At 37.5% G+C, this 19,264-nt stretch carries 13 protein-coding genes; 1 reads left to right on the forward strand and 12 read right to left on the reverse strand.

Annotated elements, in window-relative coordinates; all coding sequences use genetic code 11:
* Positions 1–144: 144 nt before the first annotated feature.
* The 9 genes from galU to ACERII_RS18600 all read right to left on the reverse strand — a co-directional run bounded on the left by galU (position 145) and on the right by ACERII_RS18600 (position 8,760).
* The gene (galU, locus tag ACERII_RS18560) at positions 145–1,026 is read right to left on the reverse strand and encodes a UTP--glucose-1-phosphate uridylyltransferase GalU (protein ID WP_373644280.1); all 882 of its coding nucleotides are present in this window, start codon (positions 1,024–1,026) and stop codon (positions 145–147) included.
* Positions 1,027–1,112: 86 nt separating this feature from the next.
* Positions 1,113–1,265, reverse strand: coding sequence for a LytR family transcriptional regulator (locus tag ACERII_RS18565; protein ID WP_373644281.1), 153 nt, complete (start codon positions 1,263–1,265; stop codon positions 1,113–1,115).
* A gap of 33 nt (positions 1,266–1,298) precedes the next feature.
* Entirely contained in the window at positions 1,299–1,448 is a 150-nt protein-coding gene (locus tag ACERII_RS18570; RefSeq protein WP_373644282.1) for a hypothetical protein, read from the reverse strand.
* Between the two features lie 689 nt (positions 1,449–2,137).
* Positions 2,138–2,902, reverse strand: a complete 765-nt coding sequence (locus ACERII_RS18575) for a tyrosine-protein phosphatase (protein ID WP_373644284.1) — start codon at positions 2,900–2,902, stop codon at positions 2,138–2,140.
* Between the two features lie 96 nt (positions 2,903–2,998).
* On the reverse strand, positions 2,999–3,712 hold the full coding sequence (locus ACERII_RS18580) for a CpsD/CapB family tyrosine-protein kinase (protein ID WP_373644285.1): 714 nt from the start codon (positions 3,710–3,712) through the stop codon (positions 2,999–3,001).
* Positions 3,702–4,463: a YveK family protein gene (locus ACERII_RS18585; protein ID WP_373644286.1), complete on the reverse strand. Its 762-nt coding sequence runs from the start codon at positions 4,461–4,463 to the stop codon at positions 3,702–3,704. The genes ACERII_RS18580 and ACERII_RS18585 overlap by 11 nt, the downstream gene beginning before the upstream one ends.
* A 246-nt stretch (positions 4,464–4,709) precedes the next feature.
* The gene (locus tag ACERII_RS18590; RefSeq protein WP_373644287.1) at positions 4,710–5,468 is read right to left on the reverse strand and encodes a hypothetical protein; all 759 of its coding nucleotides are present in this window, start codon (positions 5,466–5,468) and stop codon (positions 4,710–4,712) included.
* A 91-nt stretch (positions 5,469–5,559) separates the two neighbouring features.
* Positions 5,560–6,636: an S-layer homology domain-containing protein gene (locus ACERII_RS18595; RefSeq protein WP_373644288.1), complete on the reverse strand. Its 1,077-nt coding sequence runs from the start codon at positions 6,634–6,636 to the stop codon at positions 5,560–5,562.
* A gap of 90 nt (positions 6,637–6,726) precedes the next feature.
* Positions 6,727–8,760 carry an S-layer homology domain-containing protein gene (locus ACERII_RS18600; RefSeq protein ID WP_373644289.1) on the reverse strand — a complete coding sequence of 678 codons (2,034 nt, stop codon included), beginning with the start codon at positions 8,758–8,760 and terminating at the stop codon, positions 6,727–6,729.
* Between the two features lie 371 nt (positions 8,761–9,131).
* Here ACERII_RS18600 and ACERII_RS18605 point away from each other — a divergent pair, with 371 nt between their 5' ends.
* Positions 9,132–10,037: an LCP family glycopolymer transferase gene (locus ACERII_RS18605; protein ID WP_373644290.1), complete on the forward strand. Its 906-nt coding sequence runs from the start codon at positions 9,132–9,134 to the stop codon at positions 10,035–10,037.
* A gap of 56 nt (positions 10,038–10,093) precedes the next feature.
* Here the strand turns inward: ACERII_RS18605 and ACERII_RS18610 are convergent, their stop codons facing one another.
* The 3 genes from ACERII_RS18610 to ACERII_RS18620 form a co-directional block, all read right to left on the reverse strand.
* Entirely contained in the window at positions 10,094–15,127 is a 5,034-nt protein-coding gene (locus tag ACERII_RS18610) for an S-layer homology domain-containing protein (protein ID WP_373644291.1), read from the reverse strand.
* 168 nt (positions 15,128–15,295) lie between these two features.
* The gene (locus tag ACERII_RS18615) at positions 15,296–17,209 is read right to left on the reverse strand and encodes an S-layer homology domain-containing protein (protein WP_373644293.1); all 1,914 of its coding nucleotides are present in this window, start codon (positions 17,207–17,209) and stop codon (positions 15,296–15,298) included.
* Between the two features lie 666 nt (positions 17,210–17,875).
* A complete protein-coding gene (locus ACERII_RS18620; protein ID WP_373644295.1) occupies positions 17,876–19,231 on the reverse strand; it encodes a TraB/GumN family protein in 1,356 nt (451 codons plus the stop codon).
* Between the last annotated feature and the right edge of the window lie 33 nt (positions 19,232–19,264).

A 19,264-nucleotide genomic window follows, 5' to 3' on the forward strand; every position in this document is an offset into this window, starting at 1 on the left:
CCTTTCACTAAATAGAACAAATAAGGCATGGTTAGGGGCTAGTTGGTTAGGATTCTAGGGGTTAGGTTTTTGCATTTACCTAACCAACTGTCCAACTAACCAACTAATCAATCTAACCAACTGTCCATCTAACCAACTAACCAACTACCTAACTTTCTCCGCCTCTACCTTTGCTGCAAGGTATTCTAACAGCTCATGTCGTAATTCACTGTTTTTCAACGCAAACTCTACCGTTGTCTTCACAAACCCCATCTTTTCACCAACGTCATATCTCGTACCTTCAAAGTTATAGGCAAATACTCGTTGAATTTCATTCAGCTTTTGAATGGCATCAGTTAACTGCACCTCTCCACCAGACCCTTTTTCTTGCTTATCTAAAAACATAAAGATTTCAGGAGTTAATACGTAACGCCCCATAATTGCTAGATTCAAAGGAGCTGTTCCTTGTAGTGGTTTCTCTACAAAGTTATTAACCTTATATCTTCTGTCTACTTGATCGAAGGGATCAACGATTCCATAACGATGCGTTTCGTCATCTGGAACTGTTTGAACACCAATAACAGAAGAACGTGTTTGTTCATACTGATGAATCAACTGTCTTAAACAAGGTGTTTCTGATTCCACAATATCATCACCTAAAAGAACCGCAAATGGCTCGTCACCGATAAACTTACGGGCACACCATACTGCATGTCCAAGCCCTTTTGGTTCCTTTTGACGAATATAGTGAATATCAACCATATTGGAAGCATATTGAACTTTTTCCAATAATTCTGTTTTTCCATTTTGGAACAAGCTTTGCTCTAATTCAAACGCATGATCGAAATGATCCTCGATGGCACGCTTCCCTTTCCCTGTTACAATAATAATATCTTCAATCCCTGACGCCACTGCTTCCTCTACGATGTACTGAATCGTAGGCTTGTCCACAATTGGAAGCATTTCTTTAGGCATTGCTTTAGTTGCTGGTAAAAATCTCGTTCCAAGACCAGCAGCAGGAATAATCGCTTTTCTTACCTTTTTCATTTTACCGTTTCCCCCTCATGATAGAGACAATGATATAGATAAGGCGGTCTAATAAACCTACCTATCAAAGCAATTAGTAATACTCTTTATTTTTCCATCTCTAGTTGATTCTTTCGTTTTTGTAAATGAAATCTTAACTCTTTCTCTATTTCATCTAATTTCTCTAGTGTCGTAATATCTTGATATATATATCGAATCGTTTTCTTCAATGATTTTGGTAACTTTTCAAATACGTTCAAAGTAAGAACCTCTCTTTCAAGAAAAAATGACATCTACCTTTTGGAGATTTCTTCGTCCTTTTCAAAATGAATTGCAAGTCTGTCTCTTATAAGAGTTACTACTTCTTTCGCTTCCACTTGAATATTATTCTCACTATATTGTTGTACTTCTGTCATTAGTTTCTTCAAATCTTCTATTCCCAAGTAATGCACCTACCATCAATTAGTATTAAAAAATATACTCAGTTATATGTTTACATTCTGAGGAAAAAGGAAAACACATAAGTGAATACACTTACAAGGTTCGCACAAACACATTTCTACAAAATTTTCAAAAATACACGTTAATAAACTGGAATAATTTACGAATCTATTGCACATAGTTAATAGTAATGGTAGAATATTGTCGAAAGGTGTTACTTATTCGACATACATACATAATTCTGAAAATGTTTTCAAACCGAAACCCTGACCATAAAGCTTAGTTGAACAAATTAATAACTAGTACTCACGAAAGGTTTTTTCCTAACCAAACTAACAACCTAACCAACTAACAAACTAATACTATTTAGTAGCCAGCAGTTAGTAACTAGTAGTCAAGAAAGGTCTTTCCTAACCAACTAACCACTAACCGCTAACCAACTAAAATAAGGCATCTAACCCATCCTCACACCACACCACTGGTAACTCAGTACCTAAGGAGCCTTCACTCCCACAGTGTAGTCGAGTGCCTCCATTGATAAAGGTGAGGAGACATTACCTATATGTAACAAGTCTTTAATACATAGTAAAGAGATAAGATTAAACGGAGTTAAATTCTTAGTAAAACCACCTATAATATATTTACAAGTGGCAACTATTTACTTCGTTATTCGACTCGTTCTTCTTTTATTTTAAAATAAACCTAGCCATTTCTTTTGCTTTATCCTTTTTGGAGGTTCCATATATACATGCTTTCCTTCTAGTACTAAGGCAGCATTTTCTCTCCACTGAGTGATAAGTGATAGGCCGTACTTCTTTTCAATTATGGAAAACGACTCCTCCATTCGAAATGCTCGTGAACTCGTATTATGTGCATCAGAGGCAACAAGGTGTGCTAGATCTGCTTCTATCATTTCTTCTGTGAATTTCTTTATTTTTTTCCCGAAATGTCCAGTAATGCTTGAAGTAGTAACTTGGGTAATCGCACCATTTTTCACTAAGCGATACAGTAATTCTGGTCTTTCTAGTAATTCTGCATTTCGCTCTGGGTGAACGATGATTGGTGCAACCCCTTGGAGCTGTGCATTATAAATGAGCTTCTCTGTATATCTTGGCACTTGATCAAAAGGTAATTCTATAAAGAAATACTTGTTTTTATCATTCAACGTAAGTATTTCACCATGTTGAATTGCCTCTATTATTTCTCCAAATATTCTAGGCTCTTGTCCTGGAACTATGGTAAGATCAATTCCTTCTTTCCGTAGTGCTTCATTTAATGATTCCACCGCTGGAATTATCGTGGATCGTTCATTTGTATACGTGCTGTTATGATGTGGAGTAGCAATGATCGTATGAATACTCTCTGAAACTGCTAATCTTGCTAACGCCATTGATTCTTCTATTGATTTCGGACCATCATCTACTTCTGGTACTATATGACAATGTATATCGATCATAAACATCCCTCATAATCTAAAATAGTTAACAGCTGTAAAAACTTACAATAAAATACAAATAGAATTATACCACGACACCCGGGTAAATAGTACTATTTATTTATCACTATTTTCTCCATAGTAGTAGTAATAATTGCTATTCTTTTTATCTTTCCCATTTAATACGACTCCAAGGAGCTTTCCTTTTGCTTGCTCTAAAAGCTCTTTCGCCTTCTTTGCTCCTTCTATTCCTGTTTTCCCACTACTTACTACTAGCAATACTCCATCACTTTTGTTCGCTAATATCTGTCCGTCTGTTACTGGTAAAATTGGAGGTGTATCTAAAATGACATAGTCATATTGCTTCTTAGCTTCCTGAAGTAACCAATCCATCCGTTTCATACTTAACAGCTCCGCAGGGTTTGGTGGAATTGGTCCACATGTTAACACGTCTAACCCTAGAATGGCACTTTCTTGCGTAACGTCTCCTAAAGGAACATTTTGTGTTAAGATTTTCGTTAGCCCAGTATGGTTATCTAATTGGAACGTATAATGATTCGTTGGTTTTCTCATATCCGCATCAATAAGCAATACGTTGTGTTCCTGTTGAGCTAGAACAATCGCTAAATTTGCCGCTGTTGTGGACTTCCCTTCTCCAGGCAATGTAGAAGTCACAGTGATAAGTCTCATTTCGTTTTCCAATCCAGCAAATTGAATGTTGGAACGAAGTGTACGATATTGCTCAGAGATTGGTGACTTTGGCTCAAAGTGAGTAATAAGACTTCGTTGTTTTTCTGTCAAATGCTCCTTGTTTTTACGCTTAAGAACCAACTCGTTCACTTCCTTTCGTAAATCGTTCCAATCTTGAGGAGTATAGTTGTCTATCATTTACTAATTTTTGTTCCTGATCCATGACGGTAATTGCTCCTAATACAGGTAACCCTAATTGTTTTTCTACATCTTCTTCTGTGCGAATGGTATTGTCTAAAAACTCTAGTAAAAACGCTATCCCTACAGCTGCCATGAGACCAACAACAAAGGCAATCGCCATGTTTAGAGTTGGGTTAGGACTTACAGGGCTTGATGAATTGTACAATTCTGCTGGTGCTAAAATATGAATGTTATCGATTCGTAAGAGATCCATTACTCCTTGGCGGAATACTTCTGCTGTAACATTGGCAATTTCTACAGCTTCTGCTGGATTGGAGCTATTTACTCGAATCGTTACAACTTGAGAATTCCCTTCTTGAGAAACACTTACTTGGTTGTTCAATTGTCCTCGTGTAACAGTTCCATTCATTCTTTCTGATACTTGATCTAAAATATATGGGCTTTTTAAAATAACATTGTACGTACTAATATATCGTTGATCTGAATCAAATGGATTTGCTGCAGATAGAATCGACGATCCTGTTGCTGCTCTACTAATCAACACTTGAGCAGATGTTTCATATTTAGGAGTTAAGTAAAAGTAGCTCACTGCTGCACTAGCACATACAGCTAAGAGAGTTATACTAATTATCATCACAATTCGTTTTTTCAACGTTTCAAAGATTTCCTGTAAACTAATCGTTTCTTCCATAATTCCCTCCAAAGAATAGTTGTTATAGCTACTTGACTATCTTATTTTTCTATATAATCGTTCTTTTCTGTAATAGTTATATTCTAATGTCCTACAAAACTAGTCAAATTATATCACGAATCTAGGAAATTTGTCGGTGATAACTTCAAATTTTTTCAAAAAAGTAGCTCGAGGGGCTCTCGAGCTTTGTTTTGAGTGTGTCTATCTAAGTTTGTAAGTTTTTGGTGTATATGGCAGATGCGATTTCTAGTTACCTAACATTGCATCTACTGCATCTAATCTTCGTTCTTCTTTTAATGTGTCATATATGATTCGGAATTCTTCTGCTTCTTGTTTGTTGTGTCCGTTTTCTTCTAACGCAGAAGTTAATTCTCGGTAGATCTCGTTAAAACGTGCATCTGCCTCTGCTTCCATCACTTCAATTCGTTCAATATAGTGAAGCTGAAGCTCACTAGAACTCCATTCACTTTGCCCTGCTCTCATAAGCTCGTAATCTACCCTTGCTTCCGCAGCTAATTTTTCTATACGAGTATGCTCTTCCGACTGCAAAGATTCAAATTGACGTAGATAGACATTTTTTATTTCTGCTATCGAGAGCACGGACGAACTAGAATCGTTGTTAGCGTTGTTGCCGTTACTCGTTGATGTATTAGAGCTTGTGCCATTTCCTGACGTATTTGTTGATGCCCCAGAATTGGAATTTGAGTTGCTGTTGTTGCTACCTGGCTGCCCCTCTTCCCCCTCCACGTTTTCCACAGAATCGTTTTCCTCTGCTTCTTCCATGGAGAATGGACGTTCCTGACTTGAGCCAATGGCGCGATTACCGTTATGATCACGTAACGCGTATTCAACTGCTTCCGCATTTGCTTTAGTTACTTGCTCGTTCCAGTGAGAGGATCCGTATACAATGACTCCAGTGGAAATCATCGCTACTAATACAATGAGAACAGAACCTCTTTTTAATACCTTTAACTTTTTTAGAAAGGGTTTAGATCTTTTTTTCATTTGATTGCCAACCTCACTTCTTATATCATCTAAACTTATCCTAACCTATGTCGTATGATGACACAATAGGTAGATTATTGGCAATCTCGCTCTAGTTTACTGTACGTAATAGAATATGGATTACCGTCGAATTCCCTGATTCATCTTTCAATGTTCCAGCTAGTATATAATTACCATACGCTGTTCTAATAGAACCTATTAATACGTCTTGGCCTGCAAGTGCTTCCGCTACCGATAATGAGTTTGGCCCTTCTGTAAGTGTATCTGTATTCGGAACGTTAGAAGCTGGGATGTTGGTAATTTGAATCACACTATCTTCTGTAACATTAATAGTACCCGATTGAAATTTAACGTTGTTGGCTTCACCACGAAGATCAAATTCTAATCGATTTATTCTTCCTGGAATAATATCTGCCACGATTGTTTTCCCATTCGATAGAGTTAGTGTAGCTGCAGTTGCTAATGGCGCAGTTGTGTCTGCTTCTCCTCCACCACTGCCAATTCCACCAGCACCTCCACCATTGGAAGGATCAGGATTCGTGTCAGGATCTAAATGTATTGCACGATGAAGAAATAAAGAAAACTCAGCTCTAGTCACGTGGCTTTTAGGATCAAAGATTCCACCTGTTCTTCCTTTTGCAATGCCAAGCTGATTTAGAATTTCAATGTCCTTACGATGTACAGAATGTGACATATCTAAGTCAGTAAGAGTTATTTTTCCAGAATTGGGTTTTAAATCAAAGGCGCGTACAATAACAGATGCCATCTGTTCACGAGTTAAATTTCCCTTTACACCGAAGTTTCCCTTTGTATCTCCACCAAAAATACCCGCTTCATAGGTTGCTATGACTGCATCGTAAAAATAATCTCTTCTATTAGTGATATCTTTAAACGGAGAAACTCTTGTTGTTGGTTGTAAATCTAAAGCGCGTTGGAACATAACCGCAGAATCTTCTCGGCTAACTGGTACATTGGGAGCAAAACGATTATTAGGTAGTCCACGAACAATGTCTTTCCCTACCAGATATTGAACCTCTTCATAACCCATATCTCCAGGCTTATAGTCTGTAAATGTTTTTGAAGCAAAAGCTATAGTTGATGTTAGTCCTCCTAACAACATGACAAAAACGACAAGTAGTGACAAGGGAGGATAGAATAGTTTTTTCATAGTTGTAGACTCCTCATTATTAATTACTTTTCATTTCATAGATGTTCCAAAATAAAAAGCCTAACGTTCGTCAGGCTTTTTATTCATCATTTAATTAAGAAAATCGGATTTCACAAGGAAACGATCAAGTAACGCAGAAATTTCTGCACGATTAGCGCCAGCCTTAGGAACAAATCTGTTGCCTGTGCGTCCTTCCATTAATCCAGCTTGAGTTAAGAATGTTACATCTTCTCTAGCCCAAGATGATACATTGCTACTATCTGCATAATTCGCATAAGTTACAGTATTGTTTAGATCATAATCTTTATCAATTAGTGTCATCGCACGTCTGATCATCGCTGCAGCTTGCTCACGAGTAACAGCTTCGTCTGGAGCAAAGTTACCATTACTATGTCCTTCCACAATACCGTACTCAACAGCAGCCATAACTTCATTTACAAACCACTCTGAACCACGTACGTCTTTAAATTGTTCATTATATTGAACATTCACTGTTAAACCAAGACTTCTTGTAATAAGTACTGCTAATTCCGCACGAGTTGTTTCACGCTGTGGACGGAATGTTCCATTATCGTAACCTTTGAAAATAAGTTTCGAACCAAGCTTTGTAATGTGATCATTTGCCCAGCTTGTTTTTGCATCTCCGAAGGATACTTCATTCGTGATTACAACATACTTACTGTTTGAGAAGCTCTTGAAGCTTGCTTTATTTCCAACAACTTTTGTTGGTACCGCTGTATAAGAACCATCTGCATTAAGACGAACAACAACAGAAGTATTTGCATTAAAGTTGCTTGCTCCTTGGATAGAACGCTCTACTGGTCTAGTAAAACGATTTAGTCCTACTGTTGCAGTTCCAGCTTGTGCAGAAATGTGGAACTCTACGACAGGAGAAGCTGTTGTTAAGTTGTTTGAAGTTACAACATTATCTGTGTCTGTGCTTTCGTTCACACTAATATTAATAGAAATCTCGTCATTCGCTCCAAGACCTAAATCTGCTTTGATCTTCGCTGTGTCAATTTGACTAACTGGAACGTTGATTGTTCCTTCGCTTGACTCGATTGCTACAATGGCTCTTGGGTTTTTCGCTTTGATTGCATCAAATGCTTGAGTGGATACAGATACTTCTGCACGCTCTCCAGCAGTTTTTTCAACTGTAATAGCAACACGATCTACTTTTTCAGCTGCAGCTAATGATTCTTGAAGCTTCGCTGTATCCAATTTAACTTTTACAGTCGTCTGACCCGTTGGACTAGTTTCTCTTTCTACAGTTACACCGTCGTTACCAACTGATATATTTCCTTCATCACCAGTATTTGGAGGTGTTGGTACTACTGGAGTTCCAGTCACAGGTGGTGGTGCTACTACCTGGTTATATTTTGTTCCATTTATAAATCCAGTTAAAAGATGGTTTAAGTCCGTTTCCGTTAAATCTAACTCGCGCTCTAACTCTGCACGAAGGTTAGCTATAACATCCCAGTCTAACCCTAGTTCTTTTAATTGAGCTTTCATAGCAGACAATTTTTCATCTCGATCTACGAAATTGTTAATTGTTGTTTGGATGAATTCAGTTCGATTTGTATTAGGTACAACAATATTTTCAGTTATTAGATATTCTTCCATTTTAGTAAAGAAGTAAAAAACATCTTGAAGATTGATATCTTGATCTGGGAAAAGATTCTTAAAACCATCTTTAAGTTCTTCATTATCTAATAATGTATTTACTTTTGATTCTAATGTTAATGAATTAGCTTCTAAGAATAATTCAAGTAATGCTTCGAACAACTCTGCTGTGAAGCCCTCATAAGCCAGGACATCTGCGCTAGCTTTAAAGTTGGAAGCACTATTATCAATTACTAGATTCCAATTAATTGTACCATCCTCAAGGCTCGCTCGAATATCTGCAATAATTTCACTTACAAGAGGTTCCATATCAGGATTATTCATATAGTCATAGATTTCAATCAAACGATTAACGACACTACTTACGTCTACATATTCTGACTCCTGTGCCGATACCACCTGTGAAGAGACAGAACCAGTTAATGGTGCAAATGGTGTTGCTACAATAGCTGTTGCTAGCATAAGAGCTATTGCCTTTTTACTAAATGGGTACTTTTTCATGTTTTACTCTCCTTTATTGTATAAATTACAATGAAAAATGTATGTATTTTCCAAGGATGTGCGTAATTGGTCATAGATACTATGATAATAATAATAATCAAAATCTACGAGATTAGCAATAATAGAATATGATTTGTCTAAAAATGGTAGAACAGTAACTTCTCTTTCATTACTTGATTTATATCTTTATATATTATAGATAATACTTCTTAAAGCAAGATGCTACCTTGTAAGTCAGTATAAAAGACCTAGTCTCTGTACTGGTAGGTGCTAGGCGTTCTAAATTTTTTACAAAAAATACAATTGCTAGTTCGCTGGGTTCTCTCTATACTATAGTTATGATTTTTATTATATTTTTAGGGGAAATGCTTATGAAAAAAGTTTTTATTATTACTGGAATTAGTCTATTCATACTCGTATTGGCTATTGGCGGATATGGTTTTTATATGTATAAAAGTGTTCAAACGACGGTAGATGCGATGCATCAAACTATTGATCGTGAAAAATCGGAAAAGCGTCTAGAACAAGTGGATATTAGCAAGAAAGAACCGCTTTCTTTCTTATTGTTAGGTGTGGATGCTCGTGGTGCGGATCGCGGCCGATCGGATACCTTAATGGTAGTAACGGTAAATCCAAAAGATGAATCTATGAAAATGCTTAGCATTCCTCGTGATACGTATACTGAAATTGTTGGTCGAGGAACAAACGACAAAATAAACCACGCTTATGCTTTTGGTGGGCCTGAAATGGCAATAAGTACAGTTGAAAACTTCCTTGATATACCTATCGACCACTTTATCACTGTAAATATGGAAGGCTTTACTGAAATCGTCGACGCCATTGGTGGTGTGACAGTAAACAACGATATGGCTTTTGAATATGGTGGTTATGATTTCAATAAGGGAGAACTCTTCTTAGATGGTTCTGCAGCATTAGCATACTCTAGAATGAGATATGAAGATCCTCGTGGAGATCTAGGGAGAAATGATCGCCAGCGGCAGATAATGACCGCAATTATACAAGAAGGTGCAGACATATCAAATGTAACGAAGGCAGGAGACATTCTTGACTCATTAGGAAACAACATGGCAACAGACATCCTCTTTTCCGATATGATGAAAATATCACAAAATTACCACCCAGCAAGACGCAACTCGGAAACAATTGAAATATCTGGTAGTGGAGGAATGCAAGGCGGCGTTTGGTATTTATTCGTTCCTGAAGAGGAACGCCTTCGCGTTTCGAATATCCTGCGTAGTCACTTAGAGATCGAATAGAAAAAGTAGCACCTACCTTTTCGCAATTTGGTAGGTGCTACTTTTTTGTTATTTTGCTACTCTAGTATTCTACTTATCACAGTTACTACCTCTGCTCGTGTTGCATTGGCGTTTGGTCTAAACGTACCGTCTTTATAGCCATTAATAATTCCGCTTTCGGACATATTAACGATTGATTCTCTTGCCCAGACTGGAATTGTGTCGTTAAATCCTACGTCATTAACTCTGTCTCTATTTTCTCTAAAGTTCACTATTTTATCTAATCTATTTAAGATTATCGCTAACTCCGTTCTTGTAATTGGATCATTTGCTCGGAATTCATTCCTTGTATTTCCTTGGATAAGTCCGAGAGATACACCGCCTAGAATGACATCTTTTGCCCAAACTTGTGCGTCATCATGAAATGTCCATTCTACATCATCCGTTTTCGGGAAGTTGGTTAATATACGAGAAATTACCGTCATTACTTCTGCTCTGCTAATATTTTGATCAGGTTTAAACGTAGCATCAGGATATCCACGGAGAATCCCTTTTCGTGCAAGACCTTCCACATTTGTTTTCGCCCAATGAGTATTTATATCAGTTAATACAGTCGTATTGATAATTGGTAAGTCCTTAAGAGTTACTAGTGTAACTATCGAATCCTCCATAGCTTTTATTTGAGCTTCCCACGTGAGTAACTTGTCGAGATTTAAAATTTCCATTTCGGTAGCACCTACCTCAAGTGCTCGGCTAACCGCCTCACGTGCAACTACAACAGTAGCTTTATCTTGTAAGGTTACCTTCTCTATTGTCGCTATCCCATCAATCATTGTCATTGCATTTCTTACCGCATTTTCTCTTGCTTGTTTTGCTTCTTCAAGTTCTTTGATCCGTGACTCGAGTGCTTCCAGTTCGAAGAGGTTGGTGATGGTAGCACCTACCTGTAAAGCTTCCTTTACAACATTTCTCACAGCCTCCACCAATTCTTTATCCTCTACGGTTATCACTTCGATAGAAGGCAAATTGGCAATAGCAGCTTCAGCAGTTTTTGCTTTTTCAAGTCTTTTTAACTCTTCTTCTTCCAACTCCGCCATTCTTAACTCTACTTTCTCTAAATGGTCGGCATTCATTATATCTACATAGGTTGCTCCTAAATCAAATGCTTGTTGGACTAATTTTTTCGCAACTTCTAGTAAATCTCTGTATTCCAACGTTAACTCATCTGCAATAGGCAAAGATGATATTGCATCTATTGCTTTTTGAATTGCCTCAAATTTAGCTATTTCTCTTTCTCGCAGTTCAATGATTCTTTGTTCAACAGCTTCTAATAATACTAAGTTAGTAATCTCCTCTTTTGTTACACCTAAATCGTATGCTTTCGTCACTAACTCTCTAGCTGCTTCAACGTAACTAGGAGTTATAGTTTCCTCTAAAAACGGCGTCAAGATATCAATGGCTGCTATTGCTTCCTCCATTGCTACTTGTTTTGCTAATCTTTCTTTTTCTGCTCTTTCTAGTTCCACTATTTTTTTCTCCAGAACATCTAAAACAGTTAAATTACTGATCTCTTCTTCTACTACTCCGAGATAATACGCTTCTTCTACTAAGTGCCTTACCGCTACTACTTTTTCTATATCTTCCAACGTTAGATCTTCTAATAGTGGTAAAGAACTGATTTCATTTATTGCTGCATGCTTTGCTGCTTCTGCTAATTCAAGATCAGCCAATTTCAACTCAGCCAACTCTAATTTTCCCAGGTTAATAATTGCATCCTTGGAAGCTCCTACTTGCAGTGCTCTCGTTACTAACTTTCTAGCGTCCTCTAAAACTGTCCGATGCTCTAAACTGATATGTTGTAATTGTGGCAGACTATCGATAGCTACTATTGCTCGTTCTACTGCTGTGCGTTTTTCTTCAAGGTCCAAAATTCTTTGCTCAGCAGCAACTAGATAGGGTAGATTCAAAATTTCGGTAGCACCTATAGCAAACGCTTGAACTACTAATTTCCTTGCCGCTTCTATTTTTGCCTTATCATTTAGAGTAATATCTTCAATTTCTGGTAAGTTAGCGATTTCCTCCGTTGCCAATTGAGTAACAGTCGCAATTCTTTTTAGTTCTTCCATTCTCCACTCTACATCTTCTAACTTGCCTAGATTGGTAATTTGCTCCTCTGATGCTCCTAACTCAATGGCTTGCAAAACCAAACCTCTAGTAGCTTCTATATCTACGTGATCTCCCATGATAAGTTCGTCAAGAGCAGGTAAGTTATCTATTGCCATAATTGCAGACTCGATCGCTGCAAGTTTTGCAATTTCCGCTTCTTCCAATTCTCTCATTATCAACTCATAGTCTTCTAACACTTCTAGATAAGGTATCTCGTCGTCGGTTGCGCCTAAATAGAATGCTTCCGTTACGAAGGCTCTGGCTGTTTCTAACAATTCCTTATCAGTTAAGGCTAAAACCTGTATCATAAACAGGTTATTGATTGCGTTGTTTGCTTGTTCTATAGCAAGAAGCTTTGCTGTTCTTGCTTCTTCCAATTCTGTAATCCTTACCTCTACATCCATCAGTTTTCCTAAGTTAGAAATGTCCTCTTCTGTAGCACCTAGTTCGAGTGCTTCCCAAACTAGCACCCTTGTTGCTTCTACAGCTACTTTATCTCCTAGTGCTACATCTTCCTTGTAAGGCAAAGCATCGATAGCTATCATGGCTTCCATTGCTTTTTCAAGCTCTATTATTTTCGCTTCTAATAATTCTAAATTGCCTAGGTTCGTTATGTCGGATTGTTTCGCACCCGCATCTAGCGCATCATACACAATGAAACGCGAGCTAACAATTTGTTGCTTATCAGCAAACGTTACTTCCTCTATAGAAGGTAAGTCATAAATCGATTGAATAGCAGAATGAATTGCGGTTTGCTTCCAATATTCTATTCGTTCGAGATCCTCTATTTTTGTTTCAATAGTAATTAAAACGTTGATGTTATGAATTGCCCATCGGTCTATTCCATATTCCATTGCCTCTGTTACTAATTGTCGTGCTGACTCAACCGCTTCTTTATCATTTAACGTTATTTGATGAACAGGAGGAAGTTCGCTAATAGAGGTTATGGCATCTCTTATAGCAATATCTCTATATTTTTGCTCCAAAGATCGCTCGGTCCTAGCCTCGAAAAATAATTCTTCTGATTGCTGATGATTGTACCCTATAGCATAGACAGAATATTGATAAAGCATATCAGAATCAAGCTCAGTTGAATGGTGAGTTGTTTGGTTACTATCCAAATATTCAAAGAATCCATCATTTCTATAGATATAGTAGGAAACAACCCCATTCTCTTCATGTGCCTCTGGCCAACGGAAAGTAATACTCGTTTCGTCTAAATAATCAAGAGTAATCTCACTTCCTTCTGGCCACACGGGTGCACCATAATGCCTGATTGATTCGTGCCTTATCTTTTGATGACCGAACACATCCACTACTCGGTATGCTATTTGTTCTCTTGAAAAATTAGTTAGTTCCAGCTGAAATGTACCGTTTTCTTGTATGTCTACTTTGCGTCCTTCAATATATAAATCAATACCTGGAATTGTTGCTCCTTTTATTGTCAAATTTCCATTTTTTAAAACTAGTTCTTCTGTGAAAGTAACTGGTACATCCCACATGGTGTTTGTTACTCTCATAGAACCAATATTATTCGTTCCACCTAATATCAGAACGGTTCCGTTGTACAAGGTAGACTGAGTACCGTAATGAATATTTCTAGCATGTAACGTGCCTGTAATCGTAAGGTTTCCGTAATTTTGGATCGCTCCATAAACGTACACATTTCCGTTTATCCTTACATCTCCATTGATTGTTAAAACTGAATTAGGGCCTATATAAAGATCTCCGTCAATATATCTTTGACTCCATGTTTCATTAACTGTTGTAAACGCATGTGGAAGTGGTTCAATACTGTTGGTATCTTTCGGTACAATGGTGTAGCTATACCCTTCCTGGCCACGGTATATTATATTTCTTGAATTACCTGCATAATCATTCACATGGATGTACCATAAATTCCATTCTCCATGCTCATCTAATTCCTTGGCTGTATAGTTACCTTCCCATAAATTCGTTGCTTCGTTCCATTCTAAATGGAAGTGTTGTGTTCTATTTTTGGAAGGGGATTCAAACACAGCTTGAGCTGTTTTCACTCCAGAAACATCATCGGTAACGTGCGCCATAACAGAAACACGCTGTCCAACTGGAACTTCTTGTGGAGCAATTGTTATTGCTTCCACTATAGGATGAGAGATATCTGCATATTCGTTGGTAACAAAGAAGCTTGTAGTAGAGTTTCCTGTAGCAAAATGATCCTTGTAAAAGTATTTTTGATTCCGTGCTTTATCCACTGCGTGAACAAAATTTAATTGCCATTCCCCTTCTCCATCAAATTGCTTTACATGATAAACTCCCCTCCAAATTCCGTCTTCTTCAAGCTTCAAATGAGAACTAACGGAGCGATTACGAGATGGTGTGTAAAAATAGGCTGTTACTGTATCCACACCCGATCTATCATCTGTTACCTTCATTTCAATCATAACTTCCTCACCAGGCTTCGCATTGGCAGGAGTCACATTCATCCATTCCACGTTTGGAGGAGTAGCATCATAGTTAGGATTTTCTAGGTAAAACCCAACTTCGGCATAATCACGTGCTTCATATATTTTCGAATTTCCCGCATGATCCGTAGCTTTAATCGATCTAAATTTCCACTGTCCTTCTTCTTCATATTCCTTCGTCCGGTACGTATTGCTCCAAGTTTCCTTTTCGGAATTATAATGTAAATAAACTCCGAATGATTGCTGTCCAGATGGACTAGTAAAATTGATGAAAACTTCTTTTACTCCCGATAAATCATCGAATACCTTTGCATCGATCGTAATGACATCACCCACACGAACTTCCTTTGGGCTAACTTCTACACTATCAACCGTTGGTGGTTGTCCATCTCCTGTATTTGCCGCTGCAATCATCAATGTTGCATCGGCAAATACAAGAAGGAATATAAGGAACGCTGCTGTGAATTTTCTAAGTTGAATGCTGAATCTGTTTCCTATCATTCGTGGAACTCATCTCCTTTTCCCAAAAAGTAGCACCTACCAAAATGCAAAAAAGTAGCACCTACATAATCAGAGATATTATATCAAAGTCAAATTATTAAGACCTTGCATTTTCGTTGGAAAAGAAGGTAGCACCTACCAAAACCCGTTTTGGTAGGTGCTACTTTTTTATCTTTCTTTCATTTGTTCAGTGTTTGTTGTGACAACTTCGATCGTTTCTTCGATATTTGTAATCTTTATAGTTACACTCGGATAGGTGATAACTTGCGTATGCGATTCGCCAGGATTAGGATCTGTTTCTTCCACATAAATCTTGAATGTATTCCCTTGGTTTACAACTCCTTTAATAGCCAAGTCGTACCCGCCAGTTGGTTTTTCACCAGATCCCACGTATACAATAGCTTCATTGTCATTTTCACCCTCCAATATGATATATCCTCGCTGGTCTTTCTCATTTTCAATGGTACTCCGTTGTTCCTCTGAAAGTTCGCTATTATCAACTGTTTCATAGTGAATCGCGTCTAACCCTGATATATCATCTCCAGTATAGCTATCTACCTCTCTAGCCTTTATGATCCAATCACCCTCAACAAACTCATAAGAAACCATTAAGTGAGTGGGTCCAAATAAATCTTGATTCAACACTTGAGTCATATAAAACTCGTGTTCATTTTTCCTATATAATTGAAAAGTATGATCCTCTAAGATCCTTATCGGTCCATCCTTTGGAATAACATAGAGACCATCACCTTGTTCTTTATAATATCTATCTACAAAACTTACTGCTAAATCCCTGCTCATTACTTTCATAGCATGCTCAATAAACTCTGTCTTCGTATCGTATTCTACCACTTTATTTCCATCTGTCTCAGGGAATAGGTGAGCCCTAAAATCGTCTTCCCTCTTTAGGGCATCAGCAGGAGTAAAGTCTTTAAGATCTAAAAGCATGAGAGTATAATAAGATAATTTTGCTACTTCCCCCCTAGTAGAAGGCGTATCTGGACGGAAAGTGTTATCTGCATATCCAGCTATAATCCCCAGTTCCACAGCAGACTCAATATAGTTACGGTACTCAGCACTAATGGAGGCTGCATCTTCAAAAGCAACTTCACCTGAATGTGAAGGCTCTTCTCCAATAGCCAGGATCAATATTTTTACCATTTCTTCTCTAGAAATTGGTCGATTATAATCTTCAAATTCATTCTCGTCTATAATCCCCAATGCTTTAGCCGCATTTACATAGGAGGAATACCAAAAATCAGAGGCATTTTCATATTTATAACTAATTGAATGAAGAATTAGTTTTAAAAACTCCGCTACTGTCACTTCATCATTCGGGCGAAAACTTCCGTCTGGATACCCATGAATAATATTCATGGAAGTAAGTGATGGAACATATTCCATGTACCATTCGTCATAAGAAACATCCTCATAACTTTTTTCCAATTGTACGCCTGAAGTCTCTTCATTTAGGCTATACGTTACTTCATAACTCCCTATTTCCTCATCCATCATTAGCTTTTCAAAATGGATAACTCCAACGTTTTCTTTTATTTGACGTTCTTCAAAGTAGGGCGTGTTTGGATCTTCGTATCTCACCGTAAATACCTTATGACCATCATCCATGTGAACATTCGTAATTTCAGTTTCTAGTGTTACTTCATTTTCGTTCTCATCTAACACTTCTTGCGTCCAAGCTGTACCTTGCTCTAAAGGTGTCCGAATTAATTCAATTCGGTCAAAGTTAGAATCTAGCATCATATCTTCCCTCTTAGCTTGAATCAATACATCGGAGTTTACTATATAAGATAGCGACAGAGAATAATCTCCACCGGATTCTCCTCCAGATGCATCGTACACTTCACCACTAATAGAGTAGTAGGTTTCGTTCTCTTCCTTCAAGATGGACGTAACCTGCATTTCATGTCCGTATTCTACAAACCCCCAGTAATTCCACTTATAGTTTTCATCCTTAGGTAATAAATCTTTGAGCTCCGTGGAGTCATAAATTGATTCTGCTGAAACATTCCCTACAACGGCAAAAATGAAAAGAGTTAGGAATACTAAAGATACCTTCCTCATCATCAATCCTCCATATCATCTTTTGTTAAATATTGTTATTACAAAGAGTACCTCGTCCGACAAAGTGTGTCTTTCACCTATATCCAAAATATGCTGATGCTAAACACCACACCCAAAAGTAGCACCTACCAAAACTCGTTTTGGTAGGTGCTACTTTTTAGTGATTTGGTAGGTGCTACCTTTTAAATAAACGGAGAATTTTCCCTTATTTAAAAAATAGCATGAAAAATAGTCTGAATAAAAGGAGAAATTCCGCTTATTGACTCAAATCAATTTAAAAAAGGGGGTATTTTCTTTGCATAGTCGGAAAAACTCCACTTATTTGCCACGAAATTAGGTGAATTTTGATTATAAACGGAAATTCTCCGCTTATTTTATTTCACTGGTAAGGATAGAAATACATGGACTTGGCGATAAGCTAAGTTTATCTAATAAATTTCCAAGAAAACCTCGTTTACTTCAACAAACGGTTAATGAAATAAGCAAATATAAAACAATGGCACTAAGAACCTTCGTGCCATTGTAATATGCGAAATATACTGTGAATCTAGTAGAGAAAGATATGTGATTTATCGTGTGAATTCGTCTGTGATTTGACGTTTTGCACCTCTGAAGTAAACCCGTTACTGATGCCAGAGGTGGTCTGATTTGCTTGGTGCTACTTTTTTATTCGTAAAACGCTTCTATCGTGTACCCTTTTTCTTCTAGGTAGTAAAGGATAGTTCCCTCTGTTAAGAAGTGAGCTGCTCCAACTACGACAAAGTATGTTCCTTTTTCTTCTGATTCTAGAAGTTGACTAATTCCTTCTGCCATATTCTTATCTCTTTCACCTAATAACATTTCATCGAACTCAGTAGGCTCACCATCTAGAAGTAGTAAGCTCTCTGTAAAGCCATCGATATCACCAGCGCTCCAATACTTAAACCATTCTTTTAAAAGCTCAGCTTCTGATTCGTCATATGTCTGTTCTTCTAAAATACTATCAAGTACATCAGCAAGGTAGTCTTCCTGTGCTTCCGCAGATAAACCATCAAACATATCAGCTTGCGCAGCAATACCTTCTAGCTCTAGTATCGGTTTTTGTCCTAACATCGCATTTGTAAGGAAGTACATATCAATACCTAACGATGCTAATTCCTCAGCTGGCGTACCTAAAGATTCACTTAAGGATATGTTCGATAAATCACTTGCGATTGACCATGGCTTATAAAAAGCAACGTATTCTACTGGAATTCCGTACCCTTCTAATACTTTCACCAATTTATTATATGTCTCTTCACTAAGTACGTCTTCAATGGTAGTTTCGTCATCAAACATAGATTTTTGCATAAAATATTGTAAGCCTTCCAAGTCAAAAAGGTTAGCTTCCACTACTAAAGCATCTGATTCATGAAATGCATTCACTAGTTTTTCGTTAAATGGATATAAGTCTGTTGTTCCTAGATGGATTGATCCTAGTAAATACACTAGATTCCCATCATTCTCTACCTTCCAAGCTACACCTTTAGCGCCCGCTTGCACTTGGTAGTATGTATCTTGTACTAGTCTTACTGCAAAAATTACAGCTTGCTCCGTAGTAGCGACTGAATCTAATTCTAGTCCTCTCGTTGTTCCTTTCAGTATTCCTTGTTCCTGCATGTAATCTACAGCAGATTCACCTACAGGAAGGTCATATTGAGCAACAATATTATACAATCTTGTTATGATATCGCCTCTCGTGCCGTCACTATTATAGGATTCAGGCGTAAAATCCTCGTTTTTCTCAAGTCCTAGTTCTGCTATTTTACCATCTGTGAGTGATAATAAAATCTCTAAACGATCCTGTGAAACCTCGCCTCTAAAACTATCATAATACCATTCCATCGGGAAGATTCCATATCTTTCCCCTTCGTTTAAAATCTCAATTGCCCATTCACTTACATCTGGTCCTTCTTGATCAGACGCTAAGGTTGGTACTACGGTTGAAAGCATTAGCAAGATAGTAAGCAATGCTACCAAAGTACCCTTACATAATTTTCTCATTCCAGTATCTCCTCTCTTCATTTGCTTCTACAT

It is taken from the genome of Evansella sp. AB-rgal1 (assembly GCF_041820985.1).
In the GTDB taxonomy this organism is placed as follows: domain Bacteria; phylum Bacillota; class Bacilli; order Bacillales; family Salisediminibacteriaceae; genus Evansella.